The following is a 16,376-nucleotide window of genomic DNA, read 5'->3' as shown; positions in this document are numbered from 1 at the left end:
TATTCATCCTATAATAAAAAGGTTATAGTAAAAGACTAAAAAGGGGCATCCGTTATGGCGAACGAAGTAAGATCGCATGTGAACATAAAGCTCATTTCTACCATTCGTCCAAGTGATGGGGAGTCCGAAAGTTATGAAATGTGGCTCAAAGGGCAGCTACTTGAAAAGGCAGGAAGCTTGTATTTGAAATATGATGAGGTGCAGGAGGATAAAATCGTCCGCACAACGATGAAGTTAGGTCATGAGAAGGCACTAATTATGCGTGCTGGAGCGGTTAATATGCGATTACCGCTGAACATAATCGAACAACAAAAAGGGCATTATGAAAGTGAGTTCGGTTCTATGCCACTCGTGATTGATACGAAAAATATGACGTTTACAAAACTGGCAACAAGCGGAGATTTCCATGTACAGTACGATTTACTAATGGGTGGGCAATCCGTTGGCAACTATACATTAGATATTACATTTACGGAGGTACAATGATGAACGCAGTAGAACAAGTACAACAGGCTATTAAAGCAGCGATCGTGCAGGCTGTTGAAAAAGCTGGTCTAGTTGAGGCTGGCACAGAATTATCGATTCACCTAGAAACACCAAAGGATAAAGCAAATGGTGACTATGCAACAAACATTGCGATGCAATTAACGAAGTTAGCTAAAAAGCCACCACGTGCTATCGCCGAAGCTATTTTAGAAAATCTTGATCCATCAGGCACTGATATTGAAAAGATTGATATTGCTGGCCCAGGCTTCATGAATATCACAGTGCGTAAAGATTTCCTAACAGAGGTAGTGACACAGGTGCTTGAGCAAGGTACGGACTATGGCCGCTCAAATGCAGGTGCTGGGGAAAAGATTCAAGTGGAGTTCGTTTCAGCAAATCCTACTGGAGATCTTCACCTAGGACATGCTCGTGGTGCTTCTGTTGGTGATTCCTTATGTAATGTGTTGGATATGGCTGGTTACAGTGTCTCTCGTGAATATTATATTAATGATGCAGGTAATCAAATTAATAACTTAGCTTATTCATTAGAAGCTCGTTATAAACAAGCATTAGGAATGGAAGCTGAAATGCCAGAAGACGGCTATCATGGGCAAGATATTATTGATATTGCGGGTAAATTAGCAAAAGAGCATGGGGATGCAATTTTAGCAAAATCAGATGATGAGCGTTTTGCCTTCTTCCGTCAGCACGGTTTAGCTTTAGAATTAGATAAATTAAAAACAGACCTAGCAAACTTCCGTGTAAATTTTGATGTCTGGTATTCTGAAACGTCTCTATATGAAAACGGGAAAATCGAAGTAGCTTTAGATAAATTAAAAGCTAATGGACATGTGTTTGAAGAGGATGGTGCTACTTGGTTCCGCTCTACAACATTTGGTGATGATAAAGATCGTGTGCTAATTAAAAATGATGGGTCATTCACATATTTAACACCAGATATTGCCTATCACGAAGACAAAATTGTCCGTGGCTTCGATAAATTAATCAATATTTGGGGAGCTGATCATCACGGATATATTCCACGTATGAAAGCAGCGATTCAAGCACTTGGTTATGATCGAGATACGTTAGAAGTGGAAGTTATTCAAATGGTTCAGCTTTATAAAAACGGAGAAAAATTCAAAATGTCTAAGCGTACAGGGAATGCAGTAACTATGCGTGAGCTTGTAGAAGAGGTTGGTCTTGACGCAGTTCGTTACTTCTTTGTAAAAACAGCTGGCGATTCTCATATGGACTTTGATCTTGACCTTGCAGTATCACAATCTAATGAAAACCCTGTGTACTATGCACAATATGCGCATGCACGTATTTCATCTATTTTACGTTCAGCAAATGAACAAGGCTTTGCTGCTACAACAGAACATCTCAATTTGTTAACAGCAGAAAAGGAAATTGATTTACTGAAAAAGATTGGTGATTTCCCGAAAGTGGTAGCGGAAGCAGCGAAACACCGCACACCGCACCGTATCGCAAACTATATTCAAGAAACAGCAGCTGCATTCCACAGCTTCTATAATGCAGAAAAAGTATTAGATGCTTCAAATAAAGAGTTAACAGAGGCTCGTTTAGCATTAATTACGGCTGTCCGCACAACAATTGCGAACGCATTACGCTTAATCGGCGTATCTGCACCTGAAAAAATGTAATTAAACTTTAGGCTCCTAACATGAAAAGTGTTAGGGGCTTTTTTTAATGGATAGAAGGCTGAATATGAGAGATAAAGTTCCGAATGTGTTGGATAGAAAGACAAAAGAAACAGATAAAACGTGGGAAATTAGCTGTCCCAAACTTTATTTTTCTGTTAATTCCGAAAATTTTGTTGAAGTTTACGTTAACGTCAATGGTATACTGTTGCCAATTAGGAAAGGGGAGATGGTTTTGAAGACGATTCAGGAGGTAGCAAAGGAGTTTAATGTGTCTACGCGGACAATTCGTTATTATGAGGAACTTGGGCTTCTTTGCCCCCATCGTTCATCTACCAACCAACGAACCTTTTCCAAAAAAGAATTGGCGAAACTCAAGCTTATTTTCAGAGGCAAGCGATACGGATTTTCGTTGGAGGAAATCAAAGAGATGGTTCTACTATTTGATTTTGATCGCTCAGGAATTCAGCAATTAGAGCGAACGGTTGAATACGGGGAACAAAAAATTCAAGAGATTGACAGTAAAATAGCTGAGCTGACGCAGATGAAGCGTGAGTTACAACAAATGCATGGCATGTTTAGCGAAAAATTAGTGACTTTAAAGGGAGAGATGCAAGATGAATAGTTCCAATTTATTAGCACGTAATGCCCGTAAGTATCCGAAAAATGAAGCCGTTATTTGTCATGGCAGAAGAGTAACCTACCAAGATTTAGATAAGCAGGTGACATGTTTTAGTCATGCTTTACTAGAGCAGGGAGTAAAGCAGGGGGATAAGGTTTTAATTTTTATGCCAAATGTTTTAGAGTTTGTTGTCAGTTACTTTGCTATTCAGCGTATTGGAGCGATCGTTGTACCAGTCAATGCGAAGTTTACATTGCAAGAAGTAGAGTACGTGGCGCAGCATGCAGAGGCGAAGGCAATTGTCGTACATGAGGTTATTTTTGCAGCAGTTGAACAGCTAGCCGGTATTCCGTTAAAAATTAAAACAGGTCAAGAAAAAGTGGGATGGCATCAGTATGAATCAATGCTTCAAAATGCTAGTACACAAACAATTGATTGTCAGTTACAAGAGGATGACCCTTCCACGATTTTATATACATCTGGCACGACAGGAAAACCAAAGGGTGTGTTATTTAGCTACCGTAATATTTTAACAGTGGCGCAAATGATAGCTGTTGAAATGGAGGTAAAGCCTGAGAGCCGTATTTTGCTTATGATGCCATTAACACACTCTGCACCATTACATTTATTTTTAATGGCGGGTGTATTGGTAGGCTCAACAAATGTATTAACACCAACTTTTACACCCGATTTATTCATTGATTCCATTGAAAAGGAGAAAACAACACATTTCTTTGGTGCACCTGTTGCTTATTTATTAACGGCACAACTGCCAAGGCTACATTCGGCAGATTTGTCTTCTATGAAATGGTGGGTCTATGGTGGGGCACCGTTATCTCAAAGTGAGGTTCGGTTCATTCAGCAGGCATTCCGCACAAATAATTTGACTTGTGTATATGGATTAACAGAGGCAGGTCCAAGTGGTTCATTATTATTTGGCAAGGAGCATGAAGCAAAGGCAGGAAGTATTGGTCAGCGGGCGCCACTTGGTACAGAGTTGCGTATTGTGAATGACAGTGGAGAAGATGTAAATGTAGGCGAAGTAGGGGAAATTGTCTTGTTGGGTGAGGGCAACATGCTTGGCTACTATAAGGATGAAGTAGCTACTAATGAAGCCTTTATTGATGGTTGGTTAAAAACCGGAGATCTAGCTCGCAAGGATGAAGATGGTTTTATTTGGATCGTAGATCGTAAAAAGGATGTCATTATTTCGGGAGGTGTCAACATTTATCCGAAAGAAATTGAAGATTGTTTATTGAGCTTTGAAGGTATATTCGAGGTTGCGGTAATTGGTGTACCACATCCGCAATGGGGGGAAACTGTAAAGGCGGTGTATTCTGCTAAACAAGACATCCATGAGGAAGCTTTGAAAGCTTATTTAGAGGAGCATCTTGCAAAGTTTAAAATACCACGTATTTTTGAAAAAGTAGAAGCGCTACCACGCAATGCATCAGGCAAAATATTAAAACAAAATTTAAAGGGGCAAGAGGTGAGATAGCATGAAAGTATTACAACAAGAAGCAATGCGTACTACGAACTTTTTTACTGAAGATGACACGCTTCAAAAAATAGTAGAAATGATGTTAGATAAAGAGTTTTTATCCTATGCCCAACGAGAGTTAACAGATTTTGGTGAGCTATGTGCAGGTGATATTGATGCGAGGGCAAAACATACAGATAGGCAGGGTGAGCCTCGCCTTCAAAAATATGATGCCTATGGTGAAGAGATATCGGAGGTTTGGGTTAATGATGGCTATAAAAAAACGATTGAAGAGACATATAATACTGGGATTGTAGGCTATGTACACAAGCATATTCCGCAGCTAGGACACAAGGGGAATTATGTTTATAGCTTTGCACAAGGTTATTTGCTATCACATGCAGAGCCCGGTTTTTATTGTCCAGTAACATTGACAATGGCAACTGCCTATCTATTAGATCATTATGCAGATGAAGAGGTAAAGCAGCGTTTTTTACCACATGTGTGTGCAACAGGTGACACAGATTTATATGAAGGTGCGACCTTTTTAACAGAACGTCAAGGGGGCTCTGACGTAGGTGCAAATGTGGTGGAGGCGAGAAAGGATGGCACTGCTTATCGTCTATATGGTGAAAAATATTTTGCATCCAATGCGGGCATGTGTGGTGTAGCGATGGTATTAGCACGACTAGAAGGTGCGCCAGCAGGTTCCAAAGGCTTAACATTGTTTGCAGTTCCTTGGCGCAAAGAAGATGGAACAACAAATCATTTACGTATTCGCCGACTGAAAGATAAGCTAGGCGTTCGGGCAGTTCCCTCTGGTGAGGTAGAATTTGATGGTGCACTTGCCTATGTTGTAGGGGAGCAAAATAAAGGGATTTATTATATGCTAGAAGCACTAAATCTCTCTAGAATTTGTAATGCAGTCGCTTCAATTGGTATTATGCGTCGCGGCTTCTTAGAGGCAAAACATTATGTAAGCAATCGACATGCATTTGGCAAGCCCTTAACACAGTACCCTATGATTCAGGATACTTTAGGGAAATTTGCAGCTAAGTTGCACGTGGAAGTAGCGACAGTTTTTGATCTTATCCAATTATACGATAAAGTGACAAGTGGACAGGGAACTCAGCAAGATCTTATTATGAATCGTTTATATATTGCCATTATGAAAAAGGAAACAGCAGAGCAAGCTGTTCATTATGCTAGTGAGGCAATTGAATTACACGGAGGTAATGGCTATATAGAAGACTTTGTAACGCCCCGCTTATTAAGAGACGCCCAAGTGTTAACGGTGTGGGAGGGTACGGCTAATATTTTGGCCTTAGAACTCATTCGTTTAGTAGATAAGTTTCATGCTCATGAACTGTTTGTACAGGAGATGGAGGAACGATTAGACAAATTAGCTGACAGCTCACTAGTACAAATCGTTAAAGAACAATTGGCGAATATGTCTGTGAAACTGCAAATTTTTAGCGCTTTAGACGAGGCAACGAAAACTTTTGAAGCTAAGGGTATGGCGGAAAAAATGGCTCACCTTTATGAAAGTGTCATAGCGGTTGAGTGGGCACATAAATTTGGTGGGAAATATGAAAAACTAGCGGACGTTTATTTAGAACAGACATGGTCATTAAGAGAAATGGGTGCTCAAATGAAAACAGTCCAATACTTTTCTGAAATTGTATAATGGCCGGGGAGTCGTCTTGAATGGAGGCGACTTTTTTCATTTTCATGTATAATGAAATCAACTGAATATTATAAAGGTTCTTTACTTAAGTAAAGTGAAAAGGGAAATCGGTGTAATTCCGATGCGGTCCCGCCACTGTAAGTGTGAGTTTTTTCAAATGATGCCACTGAAGATTTCGGGAAGGCTTGAAAAATCGCAAGTAGCACTAGCCAGGAGACCTGCCTTTATAACGACATGACAACCTACGAGGATAGGGTGGTGGATTTTGTATCAGTTTTTTTGGTGCGATTTTGCCCCCTCATCGATCAAAGATGAGGGGTTTTATTTTGATGTAGAATAAAGCGAAATGTCGCACGGATCAACGAAGGAGGATTCACATGAAGAAATTTTGGAAAATAGGATTATCAGCATTTTTAGCAGTAGGCTTGCTAGCTGCTTGTGGGCAGGAAGCAAAAGATAACAAGCCATCTAACGAGCAGCAAACACAGCAAGAAACAGCACAGGTGGATGAAGCAACATTCCCAATGACGATAACAGATGCCCTTGGTAAGGACATTACACTTGAAGCACCTCCTGAGAAAATTGTTTCACTTATTCCAAGTAATACTGAAATCCTTTTTGGACTAGGTTTAAATGATGAAATAGTTGGTGTTACGGACAACGACGATTATCCGCCAGAGGCAACTGAGAAGGATAAGGTTGGCGGTATGGAATACGATATTGAAAAAATTATTGCCTTAAAACCAGATATCGTTTTTTCACACGAATCTAGCATGTCTCTTTCAGAAGAGGCTATTGCACAGCTTGAATCAGCAGGTTTGAAAGTATTTGTTGTAAAAAATGCACAAGACTTTAATGAAACATATACAACAATTGAGCAACTTGGACGTGCTACAGGGAAATTACCAGAGGCAGAAAAAATTGTTGCGAATATGAAGGCAAAAGTAGAAGAAGTTTTGTCTAAAGTCAAGGATGTTGAACCCAAAAAAGTGTTAGTTGAAGCATCAGATGAGCCAGATATTTATACAGCTGGCAATGGCACATTTATGAACGCTATGCTTGAAATGATCAATGCAGAGAATGTAGCTGTAGATGGCGATAATTGGTATAAAATTGATGCAGAACAAATTATCGCAAAAAATCCAGATGTCATCGTGGTGACATATCATTATGTACCAGATATTTTAACGAAAATACCAAAACGTGCGGGCTTTGATACGATTAATGCCGTAAAAAATAATGCGATTGTGCAGGTAGATGAAAGTACAACAAGTCGTCAAGGGCCACGTTTAGCAGAAGGTCTAGAAGAATTAGCAAAAGCGATCTATCCTGAGGTATTTAAGTGAAAAAAATAGCACTAGCCTATACACTAACATGTACGCTTCTTCTTATTAGCATCTGGTGTGGCGTAGCGATAGGCTCAGTTCATATTCCACTAGAAGTATTGTGGAATGAGGCGGTTGATGAAACAGCCGCCAATATCTTTTGGAAAATTCGTTTGCCTCGCGTGTTATTAGCGGGACTAGTAGGCGCATCTCTAGCTATTGCTGGAGCAGCTTTCCAAGGTTTATTAAAAAATCCATTAGCAGATCCATATACACTAGGGGTTTCATCAGGGGCTTCTGTTGGTGCTGTTTTAACGATCTTTTTTAGTATTTCTATACCTGTTGTCGGTTTGTATGCGCTGCCAATCTTCAGTATGATTGGTGCTATCATTACGATGGTAGTTGTTATGAGCTTTGCTAGACTCGTAGACCGCTCATTAAAAATGGAAACGTTGATATTAACAGGTGTTATTTTTAGTTCTTTTTTAGGTTCCCTTATTTCATTAATGATTGCCTTATCTGGTGAAGAATTACGTCAGGTAATAGGCTGGCTACTTGGTTCTGTTTCGATGCGTGGTTGGCCATATGTCCAAATGATCATTCCATTTGTGATTGTAGGTTCAATAATGCTATGGACACAAAGACGAGAATTAAATGTCTTGTTGTATGGTGAAGAGCGAGCAAAACATTTAGGTGTTAATGTAAAGCGCAGTAAATATTTGATATTAGCAGGTGGCTCCATGTTAACTGGAGCGGCTGTAGCGGTTTCTGGCACAATTGGCTTTGTAGGATTAGTGGTGCCGCATATGACAAGGATGATTTGGGGTTCTGATCATCGCCACTTATTACCATTATCTTTTTTCAATGGTGCAACATTACTCATTATTTGCGACTTAGTAGCACGAACAATCATTGTGCCAAGAGAGCTACCAATTGGTGTTATTACGGCATTTATTGGAGCACCTGTTTTCTCCTATATTTTTTATAAGCAGCGAAGAAGCAAGGGGGTACGGGCATGATTGTTGTTGAACATCTATCAGGTGGCTATGAAGATGTACCAATCGTCAGGGACATTAGTTTTACTGTTGAAAAAGGAAAAATTCTTGGCATTCTAGGGCCGAATGGTAGCGGGAAATCCACATTATTAAAAGTAGTGAGTGGTATTTTACCAGCTACTGCTGGAACCATTTTGATTGATGGACAGAATATTCTTTCTTATAATGCTCGTGCTTTGGCGAAAAAAATGGCTGTATTACCACAGCTTCATGCAAATGCTTTCTCAAACAGTGTGAGAGAGGCAGTTTCACTGGGGCGCTACCCACACCAAACAGGCTTTTTCTCGAGTTGGTCCGAACAGGATGAACAGGCTGTGCAACATGCTATGCTACAAACAGGTGTAAAGCGATATGAGGATACACCAATGGAATTTTTATCTGGTGGTGAACAACAAAGAGTTTTTGTTGCACAGGCATTAGCTCAAACAGCTGAAATCTTACTGCTGGATGAACCAACGAATCATCTTGATATTGCCCACCAACGTCAAATTTTAGATATGGTGCGGAAGGAAGCCATGGAGTGTGGTTTAACAGTCGTTATGGTACTACACGATATGAATTTAGCCTCTCTTTATTGTGATGAATTATTGCTGATGGAAAGCGGACAAATGAGAGCACTTGGTGCACCACATGAAGTATTAATTGCCTCCCAAATTGAAGAAGTTTATCAAGCACGGGTGACTACATATGCTCACCCTGAACTACCAAAACCTCAAATTACAATGATGCCCGCAGCTACAGACTATCAGCAGCGAGCTGTCATCAAAAAAGAGCACTTTACGATAACTGAACAATATATCCAACTTCAATCAGAGCTTCCTCTGAAGACCGTATCTTCTGCAGTTCATAACCCAGGTATTGGCTGGCATAATTGCTTATTAAATCGCTCAGTTCCTGGTGATTATGTCATTAGCGATGTGAAAAGAGAAGTTAAAGAATTTTTGAAAAGGGAAAATTTTTCATTTACAAATACTGTTGTTATGCTTACAGCAGTACCAACAGCTCTAGTGGCCATCAATGAATTTTCAGCACCTTTTGGCAGTATAATCGTAGCTGTAACAGCTGGCGTAGGCAATGCAGTTGATGTATCTCGAGTACACGAAAGACAAGATGATCCATATATTGGTACTATTAATACATGGGTTATCGTTAATGGTTGTTTATCGGAAGAGGCATTTTTTCAGGCATTGATGACAGCAACTGAGGCAAAAACAAAGGCGTTGCAATCAGAAAATATTCGTGATGAGCGGAGTGGAACAATTGCAACAGGTACTGCTACAGATAGTCTGTTAATTGCTGCAACTCAAAAAGGAGAAGAAATGCTGTATGGTGGCCCAATTACGGAAGTTGGTAAAATGATTGCAAAGGGTGTCTATGAAACAACAGTTCATGCGATTAGGAATTATAAAAACCAGTTTTAGGAGATGAGAGAAATGAAGCTTTACACGAAAACAGGCGATACGGGGAAAACAAGTCTTATTGGAGGACGGGTTGATAAAGATAGTTTACGTGTGGAAACATATGGGGCAATTGATGAATTAAATTCCTTTATTGGGAAGGCCGTAAGTGAATTAGATCAAGCGCTTTTCAAGGATATTTTAACAGACCTAGAGACAATTCAGCATGAGTTGTTCGATGCTGGTGGAGACCTTGCTAATGTGATGAAAGAACGTCATTATAAATTAACAGAGCAACCGATTGAAGTACTTGAAGCTCGTATAGATGCTTTATCAGACGAAGCGCCACCTTTACAACGTTTTATTTTACCAGGAGGTGCACCAGCAGCGGCAACTTTACACATTGCACGCACGGTTGCACGCCGAGCAGAGCGTGAAATGGTGACACTTATGAAAGAAGTTGAAGATGTACCAAAGGTTGTACAAAAATATTTAAATCGCTTATCGGATTATTTATTTGCAGCTGCACGTGTTGTAAATGCTCGCTTAAACGTAGCAGATGTTGAATATATTCGCAGTGGGAATGTTTTTAAAAAATAAAGTTTGATTTAAAAAATGTTTTTGTACAAAAAATGAATTTCCAGATGTTAAGCTACGGGGCGGTATAGGTTTGTATGCAATTTAGCAGATGTTCAAAAAGTCTACTGAATATGCGACATCCCCCTAAGTATAATAGTTAAGGAAAGTAAAAATTGCTACTTTGAAAAATTCAGGGTGGCTTTTTTTCTTGTAAAATGTAAGAATATAAAATTATCAGAAATATTTCCGTTTTATGTTGACTGAATGCTCACTCATTTATTAGAATAGGAATATAATGATAAAGTGAAGTACATTTCTGTTTGAACTAGCAAATTCGTCACAAAGAGAGAAAATTACGACAAACTAAAGGGGGGACCAACCATGAGTCCATTATTAATTGCTAACATTGTCTTAACAGTCGTGGTTGTGCTTTATGCAGTAGGATTGTTCTTCTACCTGTTGAAAACACGCTATAAGTATGTGCAATTGGGGAAAAAGGTTGAGTTTGATGAAAGTGTTAAAGAACGACTTCGTTATATTATGGTCAATGTATTTGGTCAAAATAAGCTATTAAAGGATCCAAAGAGTGGTTTAATACATGTTATGTTTTTCTATGGATTTTTGATGGTACAGTTAGGGGCCATTGATTTAATTTGGAAAGGACTAGCACCAGAGTCACATCTGCCACTAGGCATTTTCTATGGTGTCTTTATATTCTTCCAAGAATTGGTGGTTTTAATGATTTTAGTCGCGGTAGTGTGGGCATTTTACCGCCGCTATGTTGAAAAGCTAGTGCGTCTAAAACGAGGATGGAAAAACGGCCTTGTATTAATTTTCATTGGTGGGTTAATGGTATCTACATTAATCGCTAATGGTATGGGATTAATTTGGCATGGTGAGGGATTAACTTATACGGAGCCAGTTGCTTCAAGTATTGCTGCTATTTTTGGCTTCCTACCTACATCAGTTGCCGCTGGTGTGTTTTATGTAATGTGGTGGGCACACCTTTTAATTCTATTAACATTCCTTGTATACGTACCGCAGTCTAAACATTTCCACTTAATTGTCAGTCCACTTAATGTTTACATGAATCGTTTAGATCGTACGGGTACATTAACACCAATTGATTTTGAGGCCTTGGAAGAAGCTGGAGAAAATGCTGAAAGCGAAGAGGATATGCCTTCTATTGGGGTAGGACGCATACAGGACTTCACACAAAAGCAAATGCTTGATCTATATTCTTGTGTAGAATGTGGACGTTGTACAAACATGTGTCCAGCAACAGGAACAGGAAAAATGCTGTCTCCTATGGATTTAATCGTAAAATTGCGTGACCATTTAACATTTACGGGCGCAGTCGTAACAAAACAAAAACCATGGGTGCCTTATCAATTCTTTGCCAATACAAAGGGTAACCAGCTTGCAATTGCAGCTGGTGCTGAAGGTGCTGTAATTGAGAATATCTACAGTCCATCTTTAATTGGCGATGTCATTACAGAAGAGGAAATTTGGGCTTGTACGACATGTCGTAACTGTGAGGATCAATGCCCTGTAATGAATGAGCATGTTGATAAAATTATTGATCTACGTCGTTATCTAACAATGACTGAAGGGAAAGTAAATCCTGATGCTCAACGTGCAATGACGAATATCGAACGACAAGGTAATCCTTGGGGCCTAAACCGCAAGGAAAAAGAAAATTGGCGTGATCTAGATCCAACAATCCAAATTCCAACTGTAAAAGAGCTGAAAAAATCTGGCGAGGAAATGGAGTATTTATTCTGGGTTGGTTCGATGGGAGCTTTCGACAACCGCTCTCAAAAAATCGCTTTAGCATTCTGTCGTCTATTAAACGAGGCTGGTGTGAAGTTTGCAATCTTAGGTAATAAAGAGAAAAACTCTGGGGATACACCTCGTCGTTTAGGGAATGAATTCTTATTCCAAGAGCTAGCTACAGCAAATATTGATGAGTTTGAGAAAAATGACGTGAAGAAAATTGTAACAATCGATCCTCATGCCTACAATATCTTTAAAAATGAATATCAAGACTTTGGCTGGAAAGGTGAAGTGTATCATCACACTGAGTTATTAAATCAGTTGATTGAGGAAAATCGTCTAGCTCTAAACTATGAGGTTCATGAAACGATTGTTTTCCATGATTCCTGTTATTTAGGCCGCTACAATGATGTGTACGATGCCCCACGTGAGATCCTTCGAGGAATCCCTGGCGTGAAGCTTGTTGAAATGGAACGTAATCGCGAAACAGCGATGTGCTGTGGAGCTGGTGGTGGATTAATGTGGATGGAAGAGCATGTAGGAAATCGCATAAACGTAGCGCGAACAGAACAGGCTCTTGCAACAAATGCATCAGTTATTTCATCAGGCTGTCCTTACTGCCTAACAATGCTAGAGGATGGTACAAAGGCTAAAGAGGTTGAAGACTCTATTGGAACATTTGATGTTGCAGAATTACTAGAACGTTCTGTGTTCGGTGAAAAAGTAAAGGCAGTTAATCCTTCTTCCGAAGAAACAGAAGAAACATACGAAGAAGTGGTAGCGTCTATAGAAAATGTTCAACAAGACGAGAATACGGAAGCGAACGCAGAAAAATGATTGCTATTGCAGAAATATTTTAGTTATCTGAAAAATATAAATTGCACAATAAAAAATTGTTTTGTAGAATAAGATTAAATGGGAATGGGAGTTGAGATAGTAAACTCCCATTTTTCCTCGATAGAAGTCGAGCGAGCGTTCAGTCAATAATGCTTTGCATCTTCATCGAGAACGTAAAACAAAAGGGGTGTTTTACTTGAATAGAGCTGTAATTTTAGCAGGAGCAAGAACTGTGTTTGGTAAATTTGGAGGTTCATTATCAGCATTACATGCAAGTGATTTAGGTGCGATTGCCATTAAAGGGGCATTAGAGAAGGCAAATCTTGCACCTGAGCAAGTGGATGAGGTAATTTTAGGTTCTGTTTTACAAGGGGGACAGGGGCAAATTCCTTCTCGACAGGCTGCGCTGAAGGCCAATTTACCAACAGCAGTAAAAACAGAAACAATCAATAAAGTTTGTGCTTCAGGGATGCGTGCGGTGACATTAGCAGATCAATTGATTCGTTTAGGGGACGAAGAAGTGATTATTGCGGGTGGCATGGAATCTATGTCCAATGCACCATATTATCTTCTGAATGGTCGAAATGGTTTGCGTATGGGAGATTCTACAATGGTAGATGGCATGCTATATGACGGCTTAACATGTGCTTTCGATAAAGCAAGACCACATATGGGTAGCTATGGTAATGCAACAGCTAAAGAGTTCTCGCTAAGCCGGGAAGAACAGGACACTTGGTCAGTACGCAGTCATGAACGCGCGTTAGCCGCAATTGAAAAAGGTTACTTCGCTGAAGAAATCGTACCAGTGGAGATTCCTCAACGAAAAGGTGCACCACTTATTGTTGATACAGATGAGGCACCAAGAGCAGGGACGTCTTTGGAAGTACTGGCGAAGCTAAAACCAGCTTTTGACAAGGATGGCACGATTACAGCAGGTAATGCACCTGGGGTTAACGACGGTGCATGTGCACTTGTCGTTATGAGTGAAGAACGTGCAAAACGTGAAGGTAGAGAACCATTGGCAGTAATCATTGGTCACGAAGAACTTGCGCTTGAGCCAGAAAACTTCCCGCAAACACCAGGTCTTGTTATTAATAAATTACTGAAAAAGACTAACAAATCATTAGCAGATATTGATTTAATTGAAATCAATGAAGCCTTTGCAGCGGTAGCTTTAGTCAGCAAGCAGTTGGCAGATTTAGATGCAGAAAAAGTGAATGTTAATGGCGGTGCAGTTGCTTTAGGTCATCCGATTGGGGCATCTGGTGCACGTATAATATTAACACTTGCACAGGAATTGAAGCGTCGTGGCGGTGGCATTGGCATTGCCGCAATTTGTTCAGGCGGCGGCCAAGGTGATGCAATTATGATTGAAGTACCAAAAACAGGGGGACTGAACTAATGGGAATTCAAAAGGTAATGGTCATTGGTGCAGGGCAAATGGGCTCTGGTATTGCCCAAGTTTGTGCACAAGCAGGCTTTGATGTGAAATTGAACGATATCAAACAAGAATTTTTCGAGCGTGGATTAGGGGTTATTACGAAAAATTTATCACGTGATGTAGAAAAGGGTCGTAAAACTGAAGATGAGAAGGCTGCTGTTCTAAGTCGAATTAGTATGTCGCTAGATTTACAAGATGCTAGTGATGTAGATATTATCATTGAAGCAGCTGTGGAAAATATGGAAATTAAGCAATCCATCTTTAAGCAACTTGATGGCATTGCGCCAGCACATGCTATTTTAGCTACGAATACATCTTCACTGCCTATTACAGAAATTGCAGCAGTAACAAAGCGTCCAGAGCAAGTAATTGGTATGCATTTTATGAACCCTGTACCAGTTATGAAACTTGTTGAAATCATTCGAGGTTTAGCAACAACAGATGAAGTGTACAAAGCTGTCGAAGAGATGACGGTTAAATTATCGAAAACACCAGTAGAAGTGAATGATTTCCCAGGATTTATTTCAAACCGAATCCTACTACCGATGATTAATGAAGCGATTTACGCACTTTACGAAGGTGTGGCAACAAAAGAAGCAATTGATGATGTGATGAAGCTTGGTATGAATCATCCGATGGGGCCATTAACATTGGCAGACTTCATTGGTTTAGATACTTGTCTTTACATCATGGAAATTTTACATGAGGGTCTTGGAGACAGTAAATATCGCCCTTGCCCACTGCTACGTAAATACGTTGCAGCTGGCTGGTTAGGTAAGAAATCAGGAAGAGGTTTTTACGTTTACGAATAATCCTATGGGGATGGGGTTATTTAGATGTTTCGGGACAACTTAGAGGGGTGACATTATAGATGCATTTGCAATTTACAGATGAGCAAATTATGATGCGCGATATGGTTCGTCAATTTGCTCAGGAAAAAATTCAACCATGGGTGGAGCGAATGGAAGCGGGAGAATTTCCACGTGAGCTTCTACAGCAAATGGGTGAACTTGGCTTAATGGGGATTACGACTCCAGAAGACTTAGGTGGCTCTGGTATGGATTTTACATCTTATATTATTGCGATTAATGAACTATCAAAAGTAAGCGCTGTAATGGGTGTTATTTTATCCGTCCATACTTCAGTTGGAACGAATCCAATTATTTACTTTGGGAATGGAGAACAAAAGAAACGGTATGTACCAAAGCTTGCAACAGGCGAATATTTAGGTGCATTTTGTTTAACAGAACCAAGTGCAGGCTCAGACGCTGGCTCTTTACAGTCAAAGGCAGTGCGTGATGGCGATGAATATGTGATTAACGGCTCCAAAGTATTTATTACAAATGGTGGAGAAGCTGATGTCTATATTGTATTCGCATCTACTAACCCAGCTGAAAAAACAAAGGGTATCTCAGCATTTATTGTTGAAAAGGGAACACCTGGTTTAATCATCGGAAAAGATGAGCATAAGATGGGCTTACACGGCTCACGTACAGTTCAGCTGACATTCGATAATTGTCGCATTCCAGCCGACAACCTACTTGGGGAAGAGGGAGAAGGCTTTAAAATTGCGATGGCCAATTTAGATGTTGGACGAATCGGCATTGCGGCACAGGCGTTAGGAATTGCTGAGGCGGCACTAGAGGCGTCTACTGCTTATGCTAAAGAACGCATTCAATTTGGTAAGCCGATCGCCGCACAACAAGGTGTTGGCTTTAAGCTTGCGGATATGGCAACGGCTGTTGAATCTGCAAAACTGTTAGTCTATCGTGCAGCCGATTTACGTGCAAAAGGTTTACCATGTGGAGCAGAAGCTTCAATGGCTAAACTTTTCTCATCACGAACAGCGGTACAAACGGCAATAGAGGCTGTTCAAATATTTGGCGGCTACGGCTATACGGAAGATTATCCAGTAGAGCGCTATTTCCGCGATGCAAAGGTGACAGAAATCTATGAAGGTACAAGTGAAATTCAACGACTAGTCATTAGTAAACATTTACTGAAATAAAGCCTGATATTGCGAATGG

13 protein-coding genes and 1 riboswitch are annotated in these 16,376 nt (G+C 40.1%); all 13 genes read left to right on the top strand.

The window, feature by feature from the left end:
• Positions 1–54 precede the first annotated feature (54 nt).
• The 13 genes from AAJG31_RS10890 to AAJG31_RS10830 all read left to right on the top strand — a co-directional run bounded on the left by AAJG31_RS10890 (position 55) and on the right by AAJG31_RS10830 (position 16,357).
• A complete protein-coding gene (locus AAJG31_RS10890; RefSeq protein ID WP_048393761.1) occupies positions 55–486 on the top strand; it encodes a DUF1934 domain-containing protein in 432 nt (143 codons plus the stop codon).
• Positions 486–2,153, top strand: coding sequence for an arginine--tRNA ligase (gene argS, locus AAJG31_RS10885; RefSeq protein WP_048393759.1), 1,668 nt, complete (start codon positions 486–488; stop codon positions 2,151–2,153). The genes AAJG31_RS10890 and argS overlap by 1 nt, the downstream gene beginning before the upstream one ends.
• Positions 2,154–2,385: 232 nt before the next feature.
• The gene (locus AAJG31_RS10880; RefSeq protein WP_279496417.1) at positions 2,386–2,775 is read left to right on the top strand and encodes a MerR family transcriptional regulator; all 390 of its coding nucleotides are present in this window, start codon (positions 2,386–2,388) and stop codon (positions 2,773–2,775) included.
• Positions 2,768–4,270, top strand: coding sequence for a long-chain-fatty-acid--CoA ligase (locus tag AAJG31_RS10875; protein ID WP_112117309.1), 1,503 nt, complete (start codon positions 2,768–2,770; stop codon positions 4,268–4,270). Before AAJG31_RS10880 ends, AAJG31_RS10875 begins: the two co-directional genes overlap by 8 nt.
• 1 nt (position 4,271) lies before the next feature.
• Complete coding sequence (locus AAJG31_RS10870; protein ID WP_112117310.1) at positions 4,272–5,939, top strand: acyl-CoA dehydrogenase family protein; 1,668 nt, start codon at positions 4,272–4,274, stop codon at positions 5,937–5,939.
• Between the two features lie 57 nt (positions 5,940–5,996).
• A riboswitch (cobalamin riboswitch) is annotated at positions 5,997–6,180 on the top strand.
• A 136-nt stretch (positions 6,181–6,316) separates the two neighbouring features.
• Positions 6,317–7,285, top strand: coding sequence for an ABC transporter substrate-binding protein (locus AAJG31_RS10865; protein ID WP_279493842.1), 969 nt, complete (start codon positions 6,317–6,319; stop codon positions 7,283–7,285).
• On the top strand, positions 7,282–8,283 hold the full coding sequence (locus AAJG31_RS10860) for an iron ABC transporter permease (protein ID WP_279493843.1): 1,002 nt from the start codon (positions 7,282–7,284) through the stop codon (positions 8,281–8,283). The genes AAJG31_RS10865 and AAJG31_RS10860 overlap by 4 nt, the downstream gene beginning before the upstream one ends.
• Positions 8,280–9,740, top strand: coding sequence for an adenosylcobinamide amidohydrolase (locus tag AAJG31_RS10855; RefSeq protein ID WP_279493844.1), 1,461 nt, complete (start codon positions 8,280–8,282; stop codon positions 9,738–9,740). The genes AAJG31_RS10860 and AAJG31_RS10855 overlap by 4 nt, the downstream gene beginning before the upstream one ends.
• 12 nt (positions 9,741–9,752) lie before the next feature.
• Positions 9,753–10,316, top strand: a complete 564-nt coding sequence (locus AAJG31_RS10850) for a cob(I)yrinic acid a,c-diamide adenosyltransferase (protein ID WP_004231536.1) — start codon at positions 9,753–9,755, stop codon at positions 10,314–10,316.
• A 360-nt stretch (positions 10,317–10,676) separates the two neighbouring features.
• Positions 10,677–12,908 carry a heterodisulfide reductase-related iron-sulfur binding cluster gene (locus AAJG31_RS10845; RefSeq protein WP_279493847.1) on the top strand — a complete coding sequence of 744 codons (2,232 nt, stop codon included), beginning with the start codon at positions 10,677–10,679 and terminating at the stop codon, positions 12,906–12,908.
• Between the two features lie 196 nt (positions 12,909–13,104).
• The gene (locus AAJG31_RS10840; protein ID WP_103117415.1) at positions 13,105–14,310 is read left to right on the top strand and encodes an acetyl-CoA C-acetyltransferase; all 1,206 of its coding nucleotides are present in this window, start codon (positions 13,105–13,107) and stop codon (positions 14,308–14,310) included.
• The gene (locus tag AAJG31_RS10835; RefSeq protein ID WP_004269435.1) at positions 14,310–15,161 is read left to right on the top strand and encodes a 3-hydroxybutyryl-CoA dehydrogenase; all 852 of its coding nucleotides are present in this window, start codon (positions 14,310–14,312) and stop codon (positions 15,159–15,161) included. Before AAJG31_RS10840 ends, AAJG31_RS10835 begins: the two co-directional genes overlap by 1 nt.
• Before the next feature lie 59 nt (positions 15,162–15,220).
• Positions 15,221–16,357 carry an acyl-CoA dehydrogenase gene (locus AAJG31_RS10830; RefSeq protein ID WP_279493849.1) on the top strand — a complete coding sequence of 379 codons (1,137 nt, stop codon included), beginning with the start codon at positions 15,221–15,223 and terminating at the stop codon, positions 16,355–16,357.
• Positions 16,358–16,376: the final 19 nt, after the last annotated feature.

The organism is Lysinibacillus sp. BS3 (assembly GCF_039614735.1).
Lineage (GTDB): Bacteria > Bacillota > Bacilli > Bacillales_A > Planococcaceae > Lysinibacillus > Lysinibacillus capsici.
This window is presented reverse-complemented; position numbering and strand designations above follow the sequence as displayed.

Excerpts from the sequence above, each read along its gene's own strand:
- AAJG31_RS10890 (WP_048393761.1), top strand. The coding sequence starts at position 55 with ATGGCGAACGAAGTAAGATCGCATGTGAACATAAAGCTCATTTCTACC.
- argS (WP_048393759.1), top strand. The coding sequence starts at position 486 with ATGAACGCAGTAGAACAAGTACAACAGGCTATTAAAGCAGCGATCGTG.
- AAJG31_RS10875 (WP_112117309.1), top strand. The coding sequence starts at position 2,768 with ATGAATAGTTCCAATTTATTAGCACGTAATGCCCGTAAGTATCCGAAA.
- AAJG31_RS10870 (WP_112117310.1), top strand. The coding sequence starts at position 4,272 with ATGAAAGTATTACAACAAGAAGCAATGCGTACTACGAACTTTTTTACT.
- AAJG31_RS10865 (WP_279493842.1), top strand. The coding sequence starts at position 6,317 with ATGAAGAAATTTTGGAAAATAGGATTATCAGCATTTTTAGCAGTAGGC.
- AAJG31_RS10855 (WP_279493844.1), top strand. The coding sequence starts at position 8,280 with ATGATTGTTGTTGAACATCTATCAGGTGGCTATGAAGATGTACCAATC.
- AAJG31_RS10850 (WP_004231536.1), top strand. The coding sequence starts at position 9,753 with ATGAAGCTTTACACGAAAACAGGCGATACGGGGAAAACAAGTCTTATT.
- AAJG31_RS10845 (WP_279493847.1), top strand. The coding sequence starts at position 10,677 with ATGAGTCCATTATTAATTGCTAACATTGTCTTAACAGTCGTGGTTGTG.
- AAJG31_RS10835 (WP_004269435.1), top strand. The coding sequence starts at position 14,310 with ATGGGAATTCAAAAGGTAATGGTCATTGGTGCAGGGCAAATGGGCTCT.
- AAJG31_RS10830 (WP_279493849.1), top strand. The coding sequence starts at position 15,221 with ATGCATTTGCAATTTACAGATGAGCAAATTATGATGCGCGATATGGTT.